Annotated in this window: 20 protein-coding genes; 19 read left to right on the forward strand and 1 reads right to left on the reverse strand. The window is 72.8% G+C overall.

The genetic code is table 11. The features are described 5' to 3' along the window. Positions 1 to 102 precede the first annotated feature (102 nt). The 19 genes from hisI (at position 103) to ACFY0X_RS05540 (ending at position 21,138) form a co-directional block, all read left to right on the forward strand. Positions 103 to 474 (forward strand): phosphoribosyl-AMP cyclohydrolase, encoded by a 372-nt coding sequence (gene hisI, locus ACFY0X_RS05450; protein WP_387749058.1) that lies wholly within the window; start codon positions 103 to 105, stop codon positions 472 to 474. Between the two features lie 38 nt (positions 475 to 512). After that, positions 513 to 2,036 carry an anthranilate synthase component I gene (locus tag ACFY0X_RS05455; protein WP_387749061.1) on the forward strand — a complete coding sequence of 508 codons (1,524 nt, stop codon included), beginning with the start codon at positions 513 to 515 and terminating at the stop codon, positions 2,034 to 2,036. Positions 2,037 to 2,056: 20 nt separating this feature from the next. Continuing rightward, the gene (locus ACFY0X_RS05460; RefSeq protein WP_387749064.1) at positions 2,057 to 2,578 is read left to right on the forward strand and encodes a Uma2 family endonuclease; all 522 of its coding nucleotides are present in this window, start codon (positions 2,057 to 2,059) and stop codon (positions 2,576 to 2,578) included. A 104-nt stretch (positions 2,579 to 2,682) separates the two neighbouring features. Then, complete coding sequence (locus ACFY0X_RS05465) at positions 2,683 to 3,270, forward strand: TIGR02234 family membrane protein (protein WP_387749067.1); 588 nt, start codon at positions 2,683 to 2,685, stop codon at positions 3,268 to 3,270. Positions 3,271 to 3,428: 158 nt separating this feature from the next. Then, positions 3,429 to 3,689, forward strand: coding sequence for an HGxxPAAW family protein (locus tag ACFY0X_RS05470; RefSeq protein WP_387749069.1), 261 nt, complete (start codon positions 3,429 to 3,431; stop codon positions 3,687 to 3,689). A 101-nt stretch (positions 3,690 to 3,790) separates the two neighbouring features. Then, the gene (locus ACFY0X_RS05475; protein WP_387749072.1) at positions 3,791 to 4,231 is read left to right on the forward strand and encodes a DUF2752 domain-containing protein; all 441 of its coding nucleotides are present in this window, start codon (positions 3,791 to 3,793) and stop codon (positions 4,229 to 4,231) included. 342 nt (positions 4,232 to 4,573) lie between these two features. Continuing rightward, positions 4,574 to 5,380 (forward strand): indole-3-glycerol phosphate synthase TrpC, encoded by an 807-nt coding sequence (gene trpC, locus ACFY0X_RS05480; protein WP_387749075.1) that lies wholly within the window; start codon positions 4,574 to 4,576, stop codon positions 5,378 to 5,380. Between the two features lie 9 nt (positions 5,381 to 5,389). Next, positions 5,390 to 5,539, forward strand: a complete 150-nt coding sequence (gene trpM / locus ACFY0X_RS05485; protein ID WP_188296911.1) for a tryptophan biosynthesis modulator TrpM — start codon at positions 5,390 to 5,392, stop codon at positions 5,537 to 5,539. Positions 5,540 to 5,610: 71 nt separating this feature from the next. Further along, a complete protein-coding gene (gene trpB, locus ACFY0X_RS05490) occupies positions 5,611 to 6,885 on the forward strand; it encodes a tryptophan synthase subunit beta (protein ID WP_387749078.1) in 1,275 nt (424 codons plus the stop codon). Positions 6,886 to 6,887: 2 nt separating this feature from the next. Beyond that, positions 6,888 to 7,697: a tryptophan synthase subunit alpha gene (gene trpA / locus ACFY0X_RS05495; protein ID WP_387749080.1), complete on the forward strand. Its 810-nt coding sequence runs from the start codon at positions 6,888 to 6,890 to the stop codon at positions 7,695 to 7,697. A gap of 329 nt (positions 7,698 to 8,026) precedes the next feature. After that, positions 8,027 to 8,230, forward strand: coding sequence for a hypothetical protein (locus ACFY0X_RS05500; protein ID WP_355249753.1), 204 nt, complete (start codon positions 8,027 to 8,029; stop codon positions 8,228 to 8,230). Between the two features lie 192 nt (positions 8,231 to 8,422). Next, positions 8,423 to 8,881 carry a MauE/DoxX family redox-associated membrane protein gene (locus tag ACFY0X_RS05505; protein ID WP_387749083.1) on the forward strand — a complete coding sequence of 153 codons (459 nt, stop codon included), beginning with the start codon at positions 8,423 to 8,425 and terminating at the stop codon, positions 8,879 to 8,881. Positions 8,882 to 8,932: 51 nt separating this feature from the next. Then, the gene (locus ACFY0X_RS05510) at positions 8,933 to 9,796 is read left to right on the forward strand and encodes a DsbA family protein (RefSeq protein WP_387749086.1); all 864 of its coding nucleotides are present in this window, start codon (positions 8,933 to 8,935) and stop codon (positions 9,794 to 9,796) included. Between the two features lie 119 nt (positions 9,797 to 9,915). Further along, positions 9,916 to 10,935: a prolipoprotein diacylglyceryl transferase gene (gene lgt, locus ACFY0X_RS05515; protein WP_387749088.1), complete on the forward strand. Its 1,020-nt coding sequence runs from the start codon at positions 9,916 to 9,918 to the stop codon at positions 10,933 to 10,935. Between the two features lie 147 nt (positions 10,936 to 11,082). Next, entirely contained in the window at positions 11,083 to 11,820 is a 738-nt protein-coding gene (locus ACFY0X_RS05520; protein ID WP_387749091.1) for a VIT1/CCC1 transporter family protein, read from the forward strand. Positions 11,821 to 12,237: 417 nt separating this feature from the next. After that, positions 12,238 to 16,839, forward strand: coding sequence for a glutamate synthase large subunit (gltB, locus tag ACFY0X_RS05525; RefSeq protein ID WP_387749306.1), 4,602 nt, complete (start codon positions 12,238 to 12,240; stop codon positions 16,837 to 16,839). Beyond that, the gene (locus ACFY0X_RS05530; protein WP_387749093.1) at positions 16,832 to 18,292 is read left to right on the forward strand and encodes a glutamate synthase subunit beta; all 1,461 of its coding nucleotides are present in this window, start codon (positions 16,832 to 16,834) and stop codon (positions 18,290 to 18,292) included. Before gltB ends, ACFY0X_RS05530 begins: the two co-directional genes overlap by 8 nt. Positions 18,293 to 18,764: 472 nt before the next feature. Beyond that, positions 18,765 to 19,631 (forward strand): helix-turn-helix domain-containing protein, encoded by an 867-nt coding sequence (locus ACFY0X_RS05535; RefSeq protein ID WP_387749096.1) that lies wholly within the window; start codon positions 18,765 to 18,767, stop codon positions 19,629 to 19,631. Between the two features lie 49 nt (positions 19,632 to 19,680). Then, positions 19,681 to 21,138, forward strand: coding sequence for an aldehyde dehydrogenase family protein (locus tag ACFY0X_RS05540; protein ID WP_387749099.1), 1,458 nt, complete (start codon positions 19,681 to 19,683; stop codon positions 21,136 to 21,138). A gap of 70 nt (positions 21,139 to 21,208) precedes the next feature. Here the strand turns inward: ACFY0X_RS05540 and ACFY0X_RS05545 are convergent, their stop codons facing one another. Continuing rightward, complete coding sequence (locus ACFY0X_RS05545; RefSeq protein WP_387749102.1) at positions 21,209 to 21,778, reverse strand: Uma2 family endonuclease; 570 nt, start codon at positions 21,776 to 21,778, stop codon at positions 21,209 to 21,211. Positions 21,779 to 21,789 lie beyond the last annotated feature (11 nt).

The following is a 21,789-nucleotide window of genomic DNA, read 5'->3' on the forward strand; positions in this document are numbered from 1 at the left end:
CGCTGGTCGGTCGGCATCCGGCATCCGATTCCCGGTCGCGCTCGGTACCGGGCGGGGGCGGGCGCCGCCGGGGCGGTGGGGCGGGCTGACACAATGGGGCCCATGTCCACGACACCCGCCACCCCTGGCAGCACCGCCCTCGCGCCCGAGATCGCCGCGCGGCTCAAGCGCACCGAGGACGGGCTGCTCCCGGCCATCGCCCAGCAGTACGACACCGGCGAGGTGCTGATGCTCGGGTGGATGGACGACGAGGCGTTGCACCGCACCCTCACCACGGGCCGCTGCACCTACTGGAGCCGCAGCCGCCGTGAGTACTGGGTGAAGGGCGACACCTCGGGCCACGTCCAGGCGGTCAAGTCGGTGGCCCTGGACTGCGACGGCGACACCCTGCTGGTCAAGGTCGACCAGAGCGGCGCGGCCTGCCACACCGGTGACCGCACCTGCTTCGACGCCGACGTGCTCCCGCTGTCCTGATCCCTCCCCGTCCACAACTCCAGAAGGTGCCGCCCGTCATGGATCTCGAAGCCTTCCGCAAGCTCGCCGTCGACACCCGGGTCATCCCGGTCACCCGCAGGCTCCTCGCGGACGGCCTCACCCCGATCGGCCTCTACCGCAGCCTCGCCGAGGAGCGGCCCGGCACCTTCCTGCTGGAGTCCGCCGAGCAGGGCCGCAGCTGGTCGCGCTACTCCTTCGTCGGGGTGCGCAGCGCCGCCGCGCTCACCGTCGGCCCGGACGGCGGGGCCCGCTGGCTCGGCACCCCGCCGGTCGGCATCCCCACCACCGGCGACCCGCTGGAGGTGCTGCGCACCGCCCTGCAGGCGCTGCACACCCCGCGGCAGGAGGACGACGGCCTGCCCCCGCTCACCGGCGGCCTGGTCGGCTACCTCGGCTACGACATCGTCCGCCGGCTGGAGAAGCTGCCCGACCTCAACCCGGACGACCTGGGCCTGCCCGAGCTGACCATGCTGCTCGCCACCGACCTCGCCGTGCTCGACCACGTCGACGGCACGGTGCTGCTGATCGCCAACGCCGTCAACCACAACGACCTCGCCAGCGGCGTGGACGAGGCCTGGGCGGACGCGGTGGCCCGGCTGGACGCGATGGAGGCCGAGCTGTCCAAGCCGGTCGACCCGGGCCTGGCCACCTTCTCCCCGGCCGGCCCCGGCGAGGTGCACTCGCCGTTCGGCGGCGAGCCGTACCGGGCCGCGGTGGAGGAGATCAAGGAGCGGATCCGGGCCGGCGAGGCCTTCCAGGTGGTGCCCTCGCAGCGCTTCGAGGCGCCCTGCCCGGCCTCCGCGCTGGACGTCTACCGGGTGCTGCGCACCACCAACCCCAGCCCGTACATGTACCTGTTCCGCTTCCCCGGGCCGGACGGCGGCGCCGAGGGCGGCTTCGACGTGGTCGGCTCCAGCCCGGAGGCGCTGGTCAAGGTGACCGGGGGCGAGGCGATGCTGCACCCGATCGCCGGCACCCGGCACCGCGGCGCCACCCCGCACGAGGACGCGGAGCTGGCCGCCGAGCTGCTCGCCGACCCCAAGGAGCGGGCCGAGCACCTGATGCTGGTGGACCTGGGCCGCAACGACCTCGGCCGGGTCTGCGAGCCGGGCAGCGTCGAGGTGGTCGACTTCATGCAGATCGAGCGCTACAGCCACGTGATGCACATCGTGTCGACGGTGACCGGCAAGGTCGCGCCCGGGCGGACCGCCTTCGACGTGCTGACCGCCTGCTTCCCGGCCGGCACCCTCTCCGGCGCCCCCAAGCCCCGGGCGATGCGGATCATCGAGGAGCTGGAGCCCACCCGGCGCGGCCTGTACGGCGGCTGCGTCGGCTACCTGGACTTCGCCGGGGACTCGGACACCGCGATCGCGATCCGCACCGCGGTGCTGCGCGACGGCACCGCCTACGTGCAGGCCGGCGCGGGCGTGGTCGCCGACTCCGACCCGCACGGCGAGGACACCGAGTGCCGCAACAAGGCGGCCGCCGTGCTGCGGGCCGTCGCCACCGCCAATACGCTGCGGAGGCCGGAACTGTCCTGAGGCGCGAGGAGGCGGCCGGGATGCCCGAGGTCCCCGACGTGCCCGACGTCCCCGACGTGCCCGAGACGGCCGAGGTGCCGTACGACGAGTTGCGCTGGGCGGTCGTGCTCGGCGCGGCCGGCCAGCTCGGCGAGCAGCCGGCGGGCCACGGGCGGGTGCTGTCCGGGGTGGCGATCGACTTCCCGGCCGACTCCTCGGCGGACGCCCCGCCGGTGCTCGCCCCGGACCTCGCCGTGCTCGCCCCGGACGCGGTCCGGGGCGGGCGGGGCCGGTTCGTGGCGGCCGGGGTCGAGGCGGTGCTGGAGCTGGCCCGGCCGGGTCTGGCGGAGGCGGCGAGGGCGTACGCGTGCAGCGGCGTCCCGCTGTACGTGGTGGTCGATCCGGCCGCGGCGGTCTGCACCGTGCACACCGCGCCGTCCCCGGAGGGGGTGTACCGGGAGGCCGAACGGGTGCCGTTCGGCAACGACCTCTTCCTGCCGCTCGGCGGCCGCACGGTGGTGCTGCGCACGGACGAGTTCCCCACCCCGCGACCCGCCCCCTGACCCGCCCCGCGCCCCACCCCGCCGCCCACCCCCGACCGACCCGCGACGCGACCCGCCCCCACCCCGGGTACGGCCCCCGGCGTCAGCCGGGGGATAGTGGACGGGTGACCGCTGAGCAGACCCCCGCCCCCGCCACCCCCAGCCGCCGCACCCTCGGCGTGATGCTGCTGCTGACCGTGCTGAGCGCCGTGCTGGTGCTGACCGCGGTCGGGCGGACCTGGGCCGAGGGCCGGGCCGGCACCCTGGACGTCTCCGTCACCGGCGGCAGGATCTCCGAACTGCCCGGCGGCCTGGCCCTGGTGGGCCTCGCCGCGGCGGTCGCGGTGTTCGCGGTGCGCGGCGCCGGCCGGCTCGCCGTCGGCGCGCTGACCCTGCTGGCCGGGCTCGGCGCGGCCGCCGCCTCGGTGGCCGGGGCGGGCGACACCGCCGCGCTGGACGCCGAGGCCGCCCGCAAGCTGGCGCTGACCGGCTCGGCGGCCACCGAGGTCTCGCACACCGCCTGGCCCTGGGTGGCGCTGCTCGGCGGGGCGCTGCTCGCCCTGGCCGGACTGCTCACCCTGCGCTACGGCCGGGGCTGGCCGGCCATGGGCAGCCGCTACGAGGCGCCGACCCGCAGGACCCCGGCGAAGGCCGACACCCCGGGCGACCTGTGGAAGGCCCTGGACCGCGGCGAGGACCCCACCGCGGTGTGAGCCGCGCGCACGTGACGCGTGAGCCGCGCGCATGTGACGCGATAGACCCGCCACCCGCTTTGGGCCCCCGATGTGTGGCCCGGCACAATGGAACCCGTCAACCCGCCGGCGGCCCCGCAGGCCCGGCCGGGCCCCGAGAGCCAAGGAGCACCATTCAGATGGCAGCAGCAGCACACGGCCACACCCCCGCCGCCTGGACCGGCGTCGTCATCTCCTTCGTCGGTTTCGGTGTCGCGGGCGTCGCGATGATCCTGCCGTCGGTGCTGCTCGTCTGGGTCGGCCTGGCGGTCGTCCTGGCCGGCGGTGTGGTCGGCAAGGCCATGTCCCTGGCGGGCATGGGCAAGCAGGCCAGCACCAACGTCTACAAGTCGGTCGAGGAGCAGACCGCGGCCCGTGAGGCCGCCGCCGTCGCCGCCTGACGACGGATCGTCGCACCACACGTTTGTCGTACATCGGAACGGCGGGCGCGCCACGCCCGCCGTTTCGTCGTGTCCGGGCCCGATCCGGGCAGAATCGGGGCGTGACCTCCGCCTCCACCGCCTCCGCCCCGCCGCCCGTGCTGCGCCGGCTGAGGCCGCCGCTGACCGCGCTGGCGGCGGTGGCCGTCCCCGCCGCGTACGTCGCCGTGGTGGACCCGAACACCCCCGGGCACTACCCGGAGTGCCCGTTCCTGACCGCCACCGGCTGGTGGTGTCCCGGCTGCGGGGGGATCCGCTGCGTCCACGCGCTGACCCACGGGGACCTCACCGGGGCCCTGCACGACAACGCCGTCGCCGTCCTGCTGTTCGGCGTGCTGGCGGTGCTCTGGCTGCGCTGGGGCTGGGCCGCGCTGACCGGCGGGGCGCCGCCCAGGATCACCGTCGGAGGCCGGCGCTGGGCGCTGATCGCCTTGCTGGTGCTGGTGTTCACCGTGGTGCGCAACTCGTCGATCGGGGCGGGGCTCGCGCCGCCGCTGGTCTGATCCGGCCGCGGGACGGCCGGTCCGGGCCGCTTTTCCGGCCCCCGGACCCGCTTTTCCGGCCGCCGGGCCGTGCGTCCCGACCTGCCGAACCGCGCTTCCCGGCCACCGGCCGCGTCCCGGCGGCCCCCGGACCGTCCGAAAACCGGTGCGAAGACCGTCCGAAAACCGCTGTGGCGCCGACGAAGCCGCAGCTGGGGCGCACCGGGGCGGACGTCCGGTCGGTAGGACGGGGTTCGAACCGATGCGCTCCCCGCCCCCGGGTGCCGATACCATCGAAGAGCCGGTGGGCTGTCGCCCGCCGACTCGCGCCGACCAACTGGCAGAAAAGATGGGGGCTCCTGAGTGAGTGTGCTCGACTCGATCATCGAAGGGGTCCGCGAGGACCTCGCCGAGCGGCAGGCCCGGGTCTCCCTGGACGAGCTCAAGGAGCTCGCCGCCAAGGCCCCGGAGGCCAAGGACGGCGTCACCGCCCTCAAGGGCGACGGGGTCCGGGTGATCTGCGAGGTGAAGCGCTCCAGCCCGTCCAAGGGCGCCCTGGCCTCGATCGCCGATCCGGCCGCCCTGGCGGTCGACTACGCGGCCGGCGGTGCCGCCGCGATCAGCGTGCTGACCGAGCAGCGCCGCTTCGGCGGGTCGCTGGCCGACCTGGACGCCGTCCGCGCCGCGGTGGACACCCCGCTGCTGCGCAAGGACTTCATCGTCACCGCCTACCAGCTGTGGGAGGCCCGTGCGCACGGCGCCGACCTCGCGCTGCTGATCGTCGCGGCCCTCGACCAGCCGGCCCTGGTGTCGCTGATCGAGCGCGCCGAGTCGATCGGCCTCACCCCGCTGGTGGAGGTGCACGACGAGGAGGAGATCAAGCGCGCGGTGGACGCCGGCGCCCGGATCATCGGCGTCAACGCCCGCAACCTCAAGACGCTCGAGGTGGACCGCAACACCTTCGAGAACGTCGCCCACGCGATCCCGGACGGCATCGTCAAGATCGCCGAGTCCGGTGTGCGCGGCCCGCTGGACGTGATCAACTACGCCAACCTGGGCGCCGACGCGGTGCTGGTCGGCGAGACCCTGGTGACCGGCAAGGACCCGCGCGCCGCGGTCGCCGACCTGGTCGCCGCCGGGGCCCACCCCGCCGTCCGGCACAAGGACTGACGCCACCCGATGAAGATCGCCGCCCGACTCGCCCCCGGTTGCCGCCCGCGCGGCTGCCGCGCGCCCGCACGCCGGGTGCTGGGGCGTCGGGTGCGGTACGTCATCGGGTGCGAGCCCGGGCAGGTGCCGGGGCGGCGATGGCGCGTGACGTCCGGCTGAGGCCCAGCCACCCGGCTGAGCCCGGCCGGTCGGACGTCACCGTTGTTCATCTCCGTTCAAGGGAAACCACCATGTCCGAGAAGGACTACCTGCCCGGTGCCCAGGTGCCGGACGCGCGCGGCTACTTCGGCGCGTACGGCGGCCGTTTCATCCCCGAGGCGCTGGTCGCCGCGGTCGAGCAGGTCGCCGAGGAGTACGAGAAGGCCAAGGCCGACCCGGCCTTCGCCGCCGAGCTCGACGGGCTGCTCAAGGACTACACCGGGCGCCCGAGCCCGCTGACCGACGTGCACCGCTTCTCCGCCGAGGCGGGCGGCGCGCGCATCCTGCTCAAGCGCGAGGACCTCAACCACACCGGCTCGCACAAGATCAACAACGTGCTGGGCCAGGCGCTGCTCACCCGGCGGATGGGCAAGACCCGGATCATCGCCGAGACCGGCGCCGGCCAGCACGGCGTGGCCACCGCGACCGCCTGCGCGCTGTTCGGCTTCGACTGCACCATCTACATGGGCGAGGTCGACACCGAGCGCCAGGCGCTCAACGTCGCCCGGATGCGGATGCTCGGCGCCGAGGTGGTGGCCGTCAAGTCCGGCAGCCGGACGCTCAAGGACGCCATCAACGAGGCGTTCCGGGACTGGGTCGCCAACGTCGACTCCACCCACTACCTGTTCGGCACCGTCGCCGGGCCGCACCCGTTCCCGATGATGGTCCGGGACTTCCACCGGGTCATCGGCGTCGAGGCGCGCCGGCAGGTGCTGGAGCGGACCGGGCGGCTGCCCGACGCGGTGGTGGCCTGCGTGGGCGGCGGCTCCAACGCGATGGGGATCTTCCACGAGTTCATCCCGGACGCCGGGGTGCGGCTGGTCGGCTGCGAGGCGGCCGGCGAGGGCGCCGAGACGCCCCGGCACGCGGCCACCCTCACCAAGGGCGACCCGGGGGTGCTGCACGGCTCCCGGACGTACGTCCTCCAGGACGAGGACGGCCAGACCATCGAGTCGCACTCGATCTCGGCGGGGCTGGACTACCCCGGGGTCGGGCCGGAGCACGCCTGGCTGAAGGACACCGGGCGGGCGGAGTACCGGCCGGTCACCGACGACGCCGCGATGCAGGCGCTGCGGCTGCTGTCCCGCACCGAGGGGATCATCCCGGCCATCGAGAGCGCCCACGCGCTCGCCGGGGCGCTGGAGCTGGGGCGCGAGCTCGGGCCGGAGGCGACCGTCCTGGTCTCGCTGTCGGGACGCGGGGACAAGGACATGCACACCGCGGCCGAGTACTTCGGGCTGTACGACGAGCGGACCGGCGGTTCGGGCGAGGGTTCCGGCGACGGCGCCGCCGAGGGGGGCAAGTGATCATGACTTCCAAGCTGAGCGGTGTGCTGGCGGCCGCGAAGGCCGAGGACCGGGCCGCGCTGATCGGCTACCTGCCGGCCGGGTTCCCGACCGTGGACGGCGGGATCCGGGCGGTCAAGGCGCTGATCGAGGGCGGCTGCGACGTGGTCGAGGTCGGCCTGCCGCACTCCGACCCGGTCCTGGACGGCGCGGTCATCCAGACCGCCGACGACATCGCGCTGCGGGGCGGTGTGCGGATCAAGGACGTGCTGCGGACCGTCCAGGAGGTCGCCTCGGCGCACCCCGGGGCCGCGGTGCTGGTGATGACGTACTGGAACCCGGTCGACCGCTACGGCGTGGCGCGGTTCGCGGCGGACCTGGCGGCCGCGGGCGGGGCCGGGTGCATCCTGCCGGACCTCCCGGTGGAGGAGTCCGAGGAGTGGCGCAAGGCGGCGGACGAGCACGGTCTGGACACCGTGTTCGTGGTCGCCCCGAGCAGCAAGGACGCGCGCCTCGCGGAGGTCACGGCGGCGGGCAGCGGGTTCGTGTACGCGGCCGCGGTGATGGGCGTGACCGGGACGCGGTCGGCCGTCGGGTCGATGGCCGAGGACCTGGTCGCCCGGACCCGGGCCACCACGGACCTGCCGGTCTGCGTCGGGCTCGGCGTGTCGGACGCGGCGCAGGCGGCGGAGGTCGCCCGGTTCGCGGACGGCGTGATCGTGGGGTCGGCGTTCGTGAAGCGGATCCTGGCCGCGGGCGAGGACGAGGCCGCGGCGCTGGACGCCGTACGGGCCCTGGCCGGAGAGCTGGCCGAGGGCGTGCGCAGGCGCTGACGCCCGGTAGGACCGTCCGACCGGCGGCCCCTCACTCCCTCGGGGAGTGGGGGGCCGCCGCGTTCCCGGGGCGCTCGCTCGCGGCCGTCGCTCTTCCCGGCCGTCGCTCTTCCGGGTCACGCGCCCTCCCGCGGCACGAGCGCTTCCGCCGCCGCCGTTCTTCCGCGGGGCGTGGGCGCGGGCGCGCGGCATTGGCGTGCGCGCCGACCGGGATGCGGACCCGAACGGGTGAACAAGGGGTGGGGACACGCATCAGAGGGGGTTGGCGGACGTTGAGAGGAGGGAGGAGTGCACGAACGGTTACGGACCCGAGCGGAAGGAGTGAGCCGGTGCGGAGTCTCCAGCGGGCCGTCCTGCTGCGGGCGGCGGCGGCCGTGGTGGTGCTCGGCGGCGCGGTCGGGGTGCACGTCGAGGTGGGGCAGGCGCTGGCCAAGCGGGGTGCCGAACGGGCGGAACGGGAGGCGGTGGCGTGCGCGGAGGCGGCCCGGCACCCCGATCTGTTCGAGGCGGGGTGGCTTGCGGGGTGCCGCTGACGCGCGGGTGTTCGGTTCCGGGCGGTCCATTCGGACAGAGCGTCACTCATCCGGCTTAATTACCGAATACGGAGGAACCACCCCCCACCCCGGACGGTTCCTCAGGGAGTGAACGAGTTTCCCGAGGGGGGTTCCCTGATGGCCGCGCAGCCTGATGGCTCCGCGCCCGCGCCGCCGAGAGCGGGGCGCCCGGTGCCGGTCCGGAGTGAGTGGCTCGGCACGGTGGTCCGGCTCGCCCTCGCGGTCGTCTGGGGGTGGGCCGGGCTGGCGAAGGTCTCCGATCCGGCGGAGGCCGCGCAGGCCGTACGGGCCTACGAGATCCTCCCCGAGGGTCTGGTCAAGCCGATCGGTTACGGCCTGCCGTTCCTGGAGCTGGCACTGGCCCTGCTGCTGGTGGTGGGCCTCGGCGTCCGGCTGGTGGCCGGGGTCTCCGCGCTGCTGCTGCTGGTGTTCATCGCCGGGATCGCCTCCGCCTGGGCGCGCGGCATCTCGATCGACTGCGGCTGCTTCGGCGGCGGCGGGCACGTCGACGAGTCCCAGACGAAGTACCTCCAGGAGATCCTGCGCGACACCGGGTTCCTGTTGCTCGCCGGATGGCTGCTGTGGCGGCCCCGCACCCGGCTGTCGGCAGACGGCCGGCTGGCGAGCTGACCCCCACATCCCTGCACCCGACGAAGGCCCCCGACCGTGGATGTCAAGGCAATGAGCGAGAAGAACCGAGAAGGCAAGCGCACCGCCCGCGAGCGGATGCTGGAGCAGCGGGCGGCTGACGAGGCCTCCTCCCGGCGCAAGAAGAAGCTGATCGTGGGCGGGTCCGTGCTCGCGGTGATCGCCGCCGCGGTGATCGTCGGCGTCGTGGTGCAGAACCAGCGCTCCAAGCCGGAGACGCCGACCGCCGCCCCCGCCGGGACGATCGGCGACAAGAACCTGGTCATCCCGGTCGGCGCCGCCGACGCGCCCTCCGTCCTCACCGTCTACGAGGACCCGCGCTGCCCCGCCTGCGGCACCTTCGAGCGCGAGTTCTCGGCGACCGTCGACCAGCTGGAGGACGCCGGGAAGATCTACACGAACTACCACATCGTGTCGTTCATCGACCGGGCGGTCACCGGCAAGGGCTCCCGGACCGGCGCCAACGCGCTGGCCTGCGCCCAGGACGCCGGGCACTTCCGGGACTTCCACGACGTGCTGTACCGCAACCAGCCGGAGGAGACCAACGACGCCTTCGGCGACAAGGCCGTCCTGCTCAGCCTGGCCAAGCAGGTCAACGGCCTGGACACGCCCGGGTTCCAGTCCTGCGTCAAGGACAACCGGTTCGGCGGGTGGGTGTCCGCGGTGCAGCAGGACTTCGACAAGTCCAGCTTCAAGTCCACCCCCACGGTGCTGCTCAACGGCCAGCCGATCTACCCGAAGAACGGCAGCGAGGATATCACCCCGGCGAACCTGGTGAAGTGGGTGGACGCCGCGAACCAGGGCAAGCAGCTGGGAACGGCGGGTTCGCACGGGCAGACCCCGGCGCCGACCAGCACCGCTTCGGAGGCCAACAACCCGTCGCCGACGGCCGGCTGAGCCCGCCGCGCCGCGCCGCCCCCTCCCCGTCCGGAGGGGGCGGCGCCGACCGTTGTTCGGTTTCTGTGACCACAAGGCTGCCCGAGCGGCCCGTCGGACCCTGTAGCGTCGGAACTGCCATGGATATCGCCTACATTCCCAGCCCGTCGCGGGGCGTCCTGTACCTGGGACCGGTCCCGCTGCGCGCCTACGCCTTCTGCATCATCCTCGGTGTCGTCGTTGCCGTCTGGCTCGGCAGCAAGCGCTGGGTCGCCCGGGGCGGTGCCAAACACACCGTCGGTGACATCGCCGTGTGGGCCGTGCCGTTCGGCCTGGTCGGCGGCCGCCTGTACCACGTGATCACCGACGGCGGCCGCCTGTACTTCGCCGAGGGGAAGAACCCCTGGGACGCCCTCAAGATCTGGGAGGGCGGCCTCGGCATCTGGGGCGCGGTCGCGCTGGGCGCGGTCGGCGCCTGGATCGGCGCCCGCCGCCGGGGCGTGCCGCTGCCCGCGTACGCCGACGCCATCGCGCCGGGCATCGCGCTCGCGCAGGCGCTGGGCCGCTGGGGCAACTACTTCAACCAGGAGCTGTACGGCCGGGAGACCACCCTGCCGTGGGGCCTGGAGATCGACAAGACGCTGCCGGGCGGCGAGGTCGTGAAGGGCGTCTACCACCCGACCTTCCTGTACGAGTCGCTGTGGTGCGTCGGCGTCGCGCTGCTGGTGATCTGGGCGGACCGCCGGTTCAAGCTGGGCCACGGCCGGGTGTTCGCGCTGTACGTGGCCGCGTACACGGTGGGCCGGTTCTGGACCGAGTGGCTGCGGATCGACGAGGCGCACGTCTACTTCGGCCTGCGGCTGAACGACTGGGTGTCCATCGGGGTGTTCGTCGGTGCCGTCGCGTACTTCGTGATCGCGGGGAAGAAGCGGCCCGGGCGGGAGGACCCGGCGAGCATCGACCCGGCCGCGCACCTGGCGGCGGACGACCGGACCGACGGCAAGGGCGACGGGAAGGCCGACGGCAAGGCCGACCGGAAGGCCGACGACACGCCGGTGCCGCGGAAGGCCGGTGAGCCCGCGGACCGGAAGCCGGTCGAGCCCGTGGGCGGCGAGGCGGCCGCCGAAACGGTCGGCGAGGACGCCAAGAACCCGATCTGACCAGGGGCTTCCCCCGGCTGAGGCCACCCTTCGCGAGCGTTGCGAAGGGTGGCCTCAGTGGTGTTCGGACAGCCTTACTTTGCTGGAAATGCCCAGGTCAGACGGGCTACGTTCAGGGCTGACGAACGACGACGGAGGGGAACGACGATGAGCGCGACCACTGTGGGAGCCGACGCCGCACAGCAGCCCCGGATACCCGCGGCCGACCACCACCGGGACGTCAACGGCGGCTGGCTGCGGCCGGCCGTGTTCGGCGCGGTGGACGGGCTGGTGTCCAACTTCGCGCTGATGACCGGGGTGGTCGGCGGAGCGGTGTCCAACGGGACGGTGATCCTGACCGGGCTGGCGGGCCTGGCGGCCGGCGCCTGCTCGATGGCGGCGGGGGAGTACACCTCGGTGGCCTCGCAGCGGGAGCTGGTGCAGGCCGAGATCGAGGTGGAGCGGCTGGAGCTGAGCCGCAACCCGCACGGGGAGCTGGCCGAACTGGCCCAGCTGTACGTCTCGCGCGGGGTGGACCCGGAGCTGGCCCACGAGGTGGCCCGGCAGCTGTCCGCCGACCCGGAGCTGGCCCTGGAGGTGCACGCCCGGGAGGAGCTGGGCGTCGACCCCACCGACCTGCCGTCGCCGCTGGTGGCGGCCGGCTCGTCGTTCCTGTGCTTCGCGCTCGGCGCGCTGCTGCCGCTGCTGCCGTACCTGCTGGGGGCGACCACGCTGCTGCCCGCCCTGCTACCGGCGGGGGCCGGGCTGTTCCTGTGCGGCGCGGTGGTGGCCCGGGTGACGGCCCGCAGCTGGTGGTTCAGCGGGCTGCGGCAGCTGGTGCTGGGCGGTGCGGCGGCCGGGGTGACCTACCTGCTGGGGTGGCTGATCGGCGGGCACGTCGGCTGACCGCGATCATGCATGGTTATGCTGGGAAGTGAGTGACGTTTCACACATGGTCGCCTGGCAACGCCTGGCACTGTCTCATCATCCGGGCCTGCGCGCCGCGGATTCGCAACTGCGGGCGGGCTCCCGGAATGGATTCCCAGGCATCCATGATCGGCTTCTGTGGCGGTCCGGTTTCGCCCCTGTTTCAGGCGGTGGAGCGTTGGGCACAATCGTCGGGACGTGCACTGTGGCACGTCCTCCTCACATCCCCGCTGACCTGCGCGCCGTCCCGCCATGTGGACGGGACATTCCGCTTCTCGGGATCACGGGCATCATGTAACTCGCACGACACGCACCATCGCATCAGGGCCAACGTCGTCCCTCCTTGCACCACCTTGCCGAAAGACGACGACGGGAGAGCCGATGCTGTCTGCATCCATGCACTCCGCCAACGAGCCCCAGGCCGGCGCCGCCCGCCAGCCGTACGCGCTCGTGCCGGATGCGCGACCTGCTGCTCAGGGCCTGTACGACCCGCGGAACGAGCACGACGCCTGTGGCGTCGGTTTCGTCGCCACGCTGACCGGCATCGCCGACCACACCATCGTCGAGCAGGCGCTGACCGTCCTGCGCAACCTGGAGCACCGCGGCGCCACCGGCGCCGAGCCGGACTCCGGCGACGGCGCGGGCATCCTGACCCAGATCCCGGACGCCTTCCTGCGCGGCAAGGTCGCCTTCGAACTCCCGGCGGCCGGCTCCTACGCCGTCGGCATCGCCTTCCTCCCCGACGAGGACGAGCAGGACGCCGCCGCCGTCGCGCGGATCGAGGACATCGCGGCCGAGGAGGGCCTGACCGTCCTCGGCTGGCGCGACGTCCCGGTCACCCCGGACCTGCTCGGCGAGACCGCCCGCAGCGTCATGCCGCGGTTCCGGCAGCTCTTCCTCGCGCAGGACGGCAGGGCCGGCATCGAGCTGGACCGGATCGCCTTCGTGGTCCGCAAGCGGTCCGAGCGCGAGGCCGGGGTCTACTTCCCGTCGCTGTCCGCGCGCACCATCGTCTACAAGGGCATGCTGACCACCGGCCAGCTGGAGCCCTTCTTCCCCGACCTGTCGGACCGCGGCTACGCGTCCGCGATCGGCCTGGTGCACTCCCGCTTCTCCACCAACACCTTCCCGAGCTGGCCGCTCGCCCACCCCTACCGCTTCGTCGCGCACAACGGCGAGATCAACACGGTCAAGGGCAACCGCAACTGGATGCGGGCCCGGGAGTCCCAGCTCGCCACCGACCTGATCCCGGCCAACAGGAACGGACAGGGCCTGGAGAGGATCTTCCCGATCTGCACCCCGGACCACTCCGACTCGGCCTCCTTCGACGAGGTCCTGGAGCTGCTCCACCTCGGCGGCCGCTCGCTGCCGCACTCGGTGCTGATGATGATCCCGGAGGCGTGGGAGAACCACGCCACCATGAGCCCGGCCCGCCGCGCCTTCTACCAGTACCACTCCAACCTGATGGAGCCCTGGGACGGCCCGGCCTGCGTCACCTTCACCGACGGCACCCAGATCGGCGCCGTGCTCGACCGCAACGGCCTGCGCCCCGCCCGGTACTGGATCACCGAGGACGGCCTGGTCGTCCTCTCCTCCGAGGTCGGCGTGCTCGACATCGACCAGGAGAAGGTCACCCGGAAGGGCCGCCTCCAGCCCGGCCGGATGTTCCTGGTGGACACCGTCGAGGGCCGGATCGTCGAGGACGAGGAGATCAAGTCCGCCCTCGCCGCCGAGCACCCCTACCAGGAGTGGGTGGACGGCGGGCAGATCCAGCTCGCCAAGCTGCCCGAGCGCGAGCACATCGCCCACACCCACGCCTCCGTCACCCGCCGCCAGCAGACCTTCGGCTACACCGAGGAGGAGCTGCGGGTCATCCTCGCCCCGATGGCGCGCACCGGCGCCGAGGCGCTCGGCTCGATGGGCACCGACTCGCCGATCGCCGCGCTGAGCGAGAAGCCGCGCCTGCTGTTCGACTACTTCGTGCAGCTCTTCGCCCAGGTCACCAACCCGCCGCTGGACGCCATCCGCGAGGAGCTCGTCACCTCGCTGCTGTCCAACCTCGGCCCGGAGGGCAACCTGCTGGCCGCCGAGGCCGCCTCCTGCCGCTCCGTCGGCATCACCTTCCCGGTGATCGACAACGACGAGCTCGCCAAGCTCGTCCACATCAACGCCGACGGCGACCAGCCCGGCCTGAAGGCCGTCACGCTCTCCGGCCTCTACAAGGTCGCCGCCGGCGGCGAGGGCCTGGCCTCCCGGCTGGCCGCGATCGCCGCCGAGGCCGACGCGGCGATCGCCGACGGCGCCCGGATCATCGTGCTCTCCGACCGCCACTCCGACGCCGAGCACGCCCCCATCCCCTCGCTGCTGCTCACCTCCGCCATCCACCACCACCTGATCCGCACCAAGCAGCGCACCCAGGTGTCGCTGCTGGTCGAGGCCGGCGACGTCCGCGAGGTGCACCACGTCGCGCTGCTGGTCGGCTACGGCGCCGGCGCGGTCAACCCGTACCTGGCCATGGAGTCCGTCGAGGACCTGGTCGCCCAGGGCGTGTTCATCGAGGGCGTCGAGGCCGAGAAGGCGATCAAGAACCTGATCAAGGCGCTCGGCAAGGGCGTGCTCAAGGTCATGTCCAAGATGGGCATCTCCACCGTCGCCTCCTACCGCGGCGCCCAGGTCTTCGAGGCCATCGGCCTCTCCCAGGACCTGGTCGACGGCTACTTCGCCGGCACCACCACCAAGCTCGGCGGCATCGGCCTGGAGGAGATCGCCCGCGAGACCGCCGCCCGGCACGCCAAGGCGTACCCGGCCTCCGGCATCCCGGCCGCGCACCGCGCGCTGGACATCGGCGGCGAGTACCAGTGGCGCCGCGAGGGCGAGCCGCACCTGTTCGACCCGGACACCGTCTTCCGGCTCCAGCACTCCACCCGCAACCGCCGGTACGACATCTTCAAGCAGTACACCGACCGGGTGAACGAGCAGTCCGAGCGGCTGATGACGCTGCGCGGCCTGTTCCAGCTGGACGGCCTCGGACGGAAGCCCGTCCCGGTCGAGGAGGTCGAGCCGGTCTCCGAGATCGTCAAGCGCTTCTCCACCGGCGCCATGTCGTACGGCTCGATCTCCCGCGAGGCGCACGAGACCCTCGCCATCGCGATGAACCGCCTCGGCGGCAAGTCCAACACCGGCGAGGGCGGTGAGGACCCGGACCGCCTGTACGACCCCGAGCGCCGCTCGGCGATCAAGCAGGTCGCCTCCGGCCGGTTCGGCGTCACCTCCGAGTACCTGGTCAACGCCGACGACATCCAGATCAAGATGGCCCAGGGCGCCAAGCCCGGCGAGGGCGGCCAGCTGCCCGGCCACAAGGTGTACCCGTGGGTCGCCCGGACCCGGCACTCCACCCCGGGCGTCGGCCTGATCTCCCCGCCGCCGCACCACGACATCTACTCGATCGAGGACCTCGCCCAGCTCATCCACGACCTCAAGAACGCCAACCCGGCGGCCCGCATCCACGTGAAGCTGGTCTCCGAGGTCGGCGTCGGAACGGTCGCCGCCGGCGTCTCCAAGGCGCACGCGGACGTCGTCCTCGTCTCCGGGCACGACGGCGGAACGGGCGCCTCGCCGCTCACCTCCCTGAAGCACGCCGGCGGCCCCTGGGAGCTCGGCCTCGCCGAGACCCAGCAGACCCTGCTGCTCAACGGGCTGCGCGACCGCATCGTCGTCCAGACCGACGGCCAGCTGAAGACCGGCCGCGACGTGGTGATCGCCGCGCTGCTCGGCGCCGAGGAGTTCGGCTTCGCCACCGCCCCGCTGGTCGTCTCCGGCTGCATCATGATGCGCGTCTGCCACCTGGACACCTGCCCGGTCGGCGTCGCCACCCAGAACCCGGTGCTGCGCGAGCGCTTCTCCGGCAAGCCCGAATTCGTCGTCAACTTCTTCGAGTTCATCGCCGAGGAGGTCCGGGAGATCCTCGCCTCGCTGGGCTTCCGCTCGATCGAGGAGGCCGTCGGCCACGCCGAGCACATCGACGCCCGGGCCGCGATCGACCACTGGAAGGCGGCCGGGCTCGACCTCGCCCCGCTGTTCCACGTGCCGGCGCTGCCCGAGGGCGCCGCCCGGCACCGCACCACCACCCAGGACCACGCGCTGGACAAGGCGCTGGACAACCAGCTGATCGAGCTGGCCGAGGACGCCCTGGAGCGCGGCGACGCCGTCCGCATCCAGCTGCCGATCCGCAACGTCAACCGCACCGTCGGCACCATGCTCGGCCACGAGGTCACCAAGCGGTACCGCGGCGAGGGCCTGCCGGAGGGGACCATCGACGTCACCTTCACCGGCTCCGCCGGGCAGTCCTTCGGCGCCTTCCTGCCGCGCGGCGTGACCCTGCGCCTGGAGGGCGACGCCAACGACTACGTCGGCAAGGGCCTGTCGGGCGGCGTGGTCGTCGTCCGCCCGGCCCGCGAGGCGGCGGCCATCGGCAACGACGCGCAGAACCACGTCATCGCCGGCAACACCATCGGCTACGGCGCCACCTCGGGCCGGATCCACCTGCGCGGCAAGGCCGGCGAGCGCTTCGCCGTCCGCAACTCCGGGGCCACCCTGGTGGTCGAGGGCGTGGGCGACCACGGCCTGGAGTACATGACCGGCGGCCGGGTCGTCGTCCTCGGCGAGACCGGACGCAACCTCGCGGCCGGCATGTCCGGCGGCATCGCGTACGTCCTGGACCTGCGCCCCGCCAACGTCAACGACGGCATGGTGGGCATCGAGGCCCCCACCGCCGCCGACCGCGACTGGCTGCGCGACACCGTGCAGCAGCACTACGAGGAGACCGGCTCCACCGTCGCCGCCGAACTCCTGGCGGACTGGGGCAGCGGGGTCTCCCGCTTCTCCAAGATCATGCCGACCGACTACAAGGCCGTGCTCGCCGCCAAGGACGCCGCTGAGCGCGACGGCCTCTCCGAGGCCGAGACCACCGCGAAGATGATGGAGGCGGCTAATGGCTGACCCCAAGGGCTTCCTGACCACGCCCAAGCAGCTGGCGGAGCGCCGCCCGGTCGACGTCCGGATCAAGGACTGGAACGAGGTCTACGTCGAGCGCAGCCTCCTGCCGATCATCACCAAGCAGGCCGGCCGCTGCATGGACTGCGGCATCCCGTTCTGCCACAACGGCTGCCCGCTCGGGAACCTCATCCCCGAGTGGAACGACCTGGCCTACCGGGACGACTTCGTCGGCGCGATCGAGCGGCTGCACGCCACCAACAACTTCCCGGAGTTCACCGGCCGGCTGTGCCCCGCCCCGTGCGAGTCCGCCTGCGTCCTCGGCATCAACCAGGACGCGGTGACCATCAAGAACGTCGAGGTCACCATCATCGACAAGGCCTGGGACCGCGGCGGGGTCACCCCGCAGGTGCCCGAGCGGCTGTCCGGCAAGACGGTCGCCGTGGTCGGCTCCGGCCCGGCCGGCCTCGCCGCCGCCCAGCAGCTCACCCGGGCCGGGCACACCGTCGTGGTGTACGAGCGGGCCGACCGGATCGGCGGACTGCTGCGCTACGGCATCCCCGAGTTCAAGATGGAGAAGCGCCACATCAACCGCCGCATCGAGCAGATGCGGGCGGAGGGCACCCGGTTCCGCACCGGCGTGCACGTCGGCGAGGACATCACCGGGCAGCAGCTGCGCGAGCGCTTCGACGCCGTGGTCGTCGCGGCCGGCGCCACCACCGCCCGCGACCTGCCGGTGCCCGGGCGCGAGCTCAAGGGCGTCCACCAGGCCATGGAGTACCTGCCGCTGGCCAACAAGGTGCAGGAGGGCGACTTCGTGGCGTCCCCGATCAGCGCCGCGGGCAAGCACGTGGTCGTGATCGGCGGCGGCGACACCGGCGCCGACTGCGTCGGCACCGCCCACCGCCAGGGGGCGGCCTCCGTCACCCAGCTGGAGATCATGCCGCGGCCCGGCGAGGACCGGCCCGGGAACCAGCCCTGGCCGACCATGCCGATGACGTACAAGGTCACCTCCGCGCACGAGGAGGGCGGCGAGCGGATCTACTCCGTCAGCACCACCCACTTCAGCGGCGACGAGGACGGCAACGTCCAGGAACTCCACCTCGTCGAGGTGGAGTCCAGGGACGGCCGGTTCGAGCCCGTGCCGGGCACCGAGCGGGCGATCCCGGCCCAGCTGGTCACCCTGGCCATGGGCTTCACCGGGACCGACGTGCGGAACGGGCTGGTCGAGCAGCTGGGAGTGGACCTCGACGCGCGCGGTAACATTGGCCGCGACGGCCGGTTCGCCACCAATGTCGATGGCGTGTACGTCTGCGGAGACGCCGGCCGAGGCCAGTCGCTGATCGTCTGGGCCATCGCGGAGGGCCGTTCGGCCGCAGCCGCGGTGGACAGGTACCTCGGTGGCAAGACCCCGCTTCCCGCGCCGATCCGGCCCACGGACCGCCCCCTGGTGGTCTGACGGCCCCGGACGGCTCCGACCGGCCGACCCCGAACCCCCGGCGCCGCATCGCCGGGAGCTCAACCCGCTGCCCCCGCCAGCGTCGCCGGGCCAACGCGGTCTCCTGGCGCCTGCCCTCTTCCCCGACCAGTTGGAGGGCGGGCGCCGTCGCGTTCCCCCAGAAGCCGACGGCGCCAGGAGCGGCCCAGCACCTCGGGGCCCCGCACCCCGGGGCCGGCACGACCCGGCCGACCGGACGCCGACGCGGCGAGGGGGACGAGGACGGCAAGCGGCGGTACGGCGACCAGCAGGCGTCGGAGCACACCGGAAGAGACGTCCGCACACCGTCCCGGGTAGCGTCAACTCTCGAACGAACGGCCCCAGTTGCCCCGGCCCCCGACGGCTTCCGGGCAGCGGGCTGTTGTTCGTCGGTGCCAGGTGGCAGACTGCCGCCGACGGCCGGGGGGCTGGGCGAGTGCGGAGGATGACGTCGATGGGCACGACTCAGGCAGGCGGGGGCGCCACCGTAAGGCGACTGCTGCTCGGAACCCAACTGCGCAAGCTCCGCGAGGCCAGAGGCGTCAGCCGGGAGGAGGCCGGGTACTCGATCCGAGCCTCCGAATCCAAGATCAGCCGGATGGAGCTCGGCCGGGTCGGCTTCAAGGAACGCGACGTCGCCGACCTGCTGACCCTGTACGGCGTCGACGCCGAACAGGAGCGCGCCACCGTCCTCGGACTGCTGCGCGAAGCCAACGCCAGCTCCTGGTGGCACGAGTACGGGGACGTGCTCCCCGGCTGGTTCCAGAACTACCTGGGCCTGGAGGAGGCCGCCGCCGAGATCCGCAGCTACGAGGTCCAGTTCGTCCACGGGCTGCTCCAGACCGCCGACTACGCCCGGGCCGTGGTCACCGCCGGCTGCCACGCCAACGGGCCGGAGGAGATCGAGCGCCGGGTCGACGTCCGGCTCCGGCGGCAGGCGCTGCTCACCGACGCGCGGGCGCCGCAGCTGGTCGCCGTGCTGGACGAGGCCGCGCTGCGCCGGCCCTGGGGCGGCCCGGAGCAGATGCGCGGCCAGCTGGACCGGCTGCTGGAGCTCGGCGAACTGCCCAACGTACGGCTCCAGGTGCTGCCGCTGGGCAACGCCGGGCTGAGCGCGGAGAGCGGCGCCTTCACCGTCCTGGGCTTCGCCGAGGCCGAACTGGCGGACGTGGTGTACCTGGAGCAGTTCACCACCGCGCTCTACCTCGACAAGCCCGCCGAGGTGGCCGAGTACCGGCAGGCGATGGACGACCTGGTCGCCGACAGCCTGAGCCCGGAGCGGACCCGCGACCTGCTGTACGCGGTGCGCCAGGAGCTTTGATCCGTCAGTACGATGATTCCCCATCAGGTCGGTGCATGAGAGGGATCAGATGTCGTACTTCTCCGAGTTGGCGCTGCAGTACATCGACGGTGAGTGGCGCAGTGGCAGCGGCTCCTGGGACATCGTCGACGTCGACCCCTACACCGGCGACAAGCTCGCCACCATCACCGTCGCCACCGTCGAAGAGGTCGACCTCGCCTACCGCGCCGCCGCGCGCGCCCAGAAGGCGTGGGCCGCCGCCAACCCGTACCAGCGGCGGCTGGTCTTCGAGCGCGCGCTGCGGCTGCTGGAGGAGCGCGAACCGGAGATCGTCGGCGCGATCATGGCCGAACTCGGCGGCACCGCCCTGAAGGCGGGCTTCGAGCTGTCGCTGGTCAGGGACGTGCTGCGGGAGTGCCTGCACCTGTCGGTGGCCTCCGAGGGCCGGCTGCTCGCCTCGCCCGCCCAGGGCCGGGAGAACCGGCTCTACCGGCTGCCGGTCGGCGTGGTCGGCGTGATCAGCCCGTTCAACTTCCCGCTGTTCCTGGCGCTCAAGGCCGTCGCCCCGGCGCTCGCGCTCGGCAACGGCGTCGTCCTCAAGCCGCACCAGGAGACCCCGGTGGTCGGCGGCGGGCTGATCGCGAAGCTCTTCGAGGACGCGGGGCTGCCGCCCGGCCTGCTGAACGTGGTGATCACCGACATCGCCGAGATCGGCGACAGCTTCCTGGAGCACCCGGTGCCCAAGGTGATCTCCTTCACCGGCTCCGACAAGGTCGGCCGGCACGTCGCCACCGTCGCCGCCGCGCACTTCAAGCGGACGGTCCTGGAACTCGGCGGCAACAGCGCGCTGATCGTGCTGGACGACGCCGACGTGGACCACGCCGTGGACGCCGCGGTGTTCAGCCGCTTCGTCCACCAGGGGCAGGTCTGCATGGCCGCCAACCGGGTGCTGGTGGACCGCGCCGTCGAGGCCGAGTTCACCGAGAAGTTCGTCGCCAAGGTCGCCTCGCTCACCGTCGGCGACCCGAGGGACCCGGCCACCCACATCGGCCCGCTGATCAACCCCGTCCAGGCCGACGCCCTCGCCGCCCAGGTCGACCAGGCGGTCGCGGCCGGCGCCACCGCGCTGCTGCGCGGCGGCACGGTCGGCAGCCTGATGTCGCCGACGGTGCTCACCGGCCTGGCCGAGGACGCGCCGATCCTGCGCAACGAGCTGTTCGGCCCGGTCGTGCTGCTGGTGCCGTTCGACGGCGAGGACGAGGCCGTGCGGCTCGCCAACGCCACGCCGTTCGGACTCAGCGGCGCGGTGCACACCGCGAACGTCGAGCGCGGCGTGAAGCTCGCCCAGCGGATCGAGACCGGAATGATCCACGTCAACGGCGGCACCATCGCCGACGAGCCGGGCGTGCCCTTCGGCGGCGAGAAGAACTCCGGCGTCGGCCGCCTCAACGGCGAGTCCACGGTGGACGCCTTCACCACCCTGAAGTGGATCTCCGTCCAGCACGAGCGCGCGGTCTTCCCCTTCTGACCGGGGGCTTCGCAGGAACGCACGGGCCTCCCGGCGGCACCCGCCGGGAGGCCCCGTAGGGTCCGGCCGTTCAGGCCGGGTAGCGGAGCAGGGCGTCGGTGGCGAGCTCGAAGCCGAAGGGGGCCGGGACCGGGACCGGGTCGCCGAACTTGCCGTTCCACTGCCGGTGGTAGCCGCTGCCGGACGGCTCGGAGTAGAGCGTCAGGTCGCCCTCGCGCGGGTCGATCAGCAGGTACAGCGGGATGGCCATGAGCGGGTAGTCGCGGACCTTGCCGACCAGGTCGTTCTCCGGGTTCGACGGGGAGACGATCTCCACCGCGATGGCCGCCTGCTCGGCGGGGACCTGGTTGCCGCCCTCCTCCAGCGCCGAGAGGGGGATGTAGGTCAGGTCGGGGTTGCGCAGCTTGCCGACGTTCGGGGACGTGAGGTCGGTGTTCTCGCTCGGCATCATCCCGGCGGGCTCGTGCGCCTCGAACTGCCTGCGGACGAGCAGCAGGTTGCGCTGGTGGATCACCGACGGGCCGGCCATCATGATGATCTCGTCGCCGGAGATCTCGATCTTCCACCCGCTGGGAGGCGTCAGGCTCTGCGCGTAGGCCAGCAGCCGGGCATGGCGGTCTGGGATCTGGAACTCGCTCATGCTGCCATTCT

The sequence above is a fragment of the Kitasatospora sp. NPDC001547 genome (assembly GCF_042894165.1).
In the GTDB taxonomy this organism is placed as follows: domain Bacteria; phylum Actinomycetota; class Actinomycetes; order Streptomycetales; family Streptomycetaceae; genus Kitasatospora.

Coding starts and splice junctions, on each gene's coding strand:
- ACFY0X_RS05545 (WP_387749102.1), bottom strand. CDS start 21,778: ATGAGCGAGTTCCAGATCCCAGACCGCCATGCCCGGCTGCTGGCCTAC.
- ACFY0X_RS05530 (WP_387749093.1), top strand. CDS start 16,832: ATGGCTGACCCCAAGGGCTTCCTGACCACGCCCAAGCAGCTGGCGGAG.
- ACFY0X_RS05510 (WP_387749086.1), top strand. CDS start 8,933: ATGAGCGAGAAGAACCGAGAAGGCAAGCGCACCGCCCGCGAGCGGATG.
- ACFY0X_RS05520 (WP_387749091.1), top strand. CDS start 11,083: ATGAGCGCGACCACTGTGGGAGCCGACGCCGCACAGCAGCCCCGGATA.
- ACFY0X_RS05540 (WP_387749099.1), top strand. CDS start 19,681: ATGTCGTACTTCTCCGAGTTGGCGCTGCAGTACATCGACGGTGAGTGG.
- trpM (WP_188296911.1), top strand. CDS start 5,390: ATGAAGATCGCCGCCCGACTCGCCCCCGGTTGCCGCCCGCGCGGCTGC.
- trpB (WP_387749078.1), top strand. CDS start 5,611: ATGTCCGAGAAGGACTACCTGCCCGGTGCCCAGGTGCCGGACGCGCGC.
- trpA (WP_387749080.1), top strand. CDS start 6,888: ATGACTTCCAAGCTGAGCGGTGTGCTGGCGGCCGCGAAGGCCGAGGAC.
- gltB (WP_387749306.1), top strand. CDS start 12,238: ATGCACTCCGCCAACGAGCCCCAGGCCGGCGCCGCCCGCCAGCCGTAC.
- ACFY0X_RS05460 (WP_387749064.1), top strand. CDS start 2,057: ATGCCCGAGGTCCCCGACGTGCCCGACGTCCCCGACGTGCCCGAGACG.
- hisI (WP_387749058.1), top strand. CDS start 103: ATGTCCACGACACCCGCCACCCCTGGCAGCACCGCCCTCGCGCCCGAG.
- ACFY0X_RS05535 (WP_387749096.1), top strand. CDS start 18,765: ATGGGCACGACTCAGGCAGGCGGGGGCGCCACCGTAAGGCGACTGCTG.
- ACFY0X_RS05455 (WP_387749061.1), top strand. CDS start 513: ATGGATCTCGAAGCCTTCCGCAAGCTCGCCGTCGACACCCGGGTCATC.
- ACFY0X_RS05470 (WP_387749069.1), top strand. CDS start 3,429: ATGGCAGCAGCAGCACACGGCCACACCCCCGCCGCCTGGACCGGCGTC.
- lgt (WP_387749088.1), top strand. CDS start 9,916: ATGGATATCGCCTACATTCCCAGCCCGTCGCGGGGCGTCCTGTACCTG.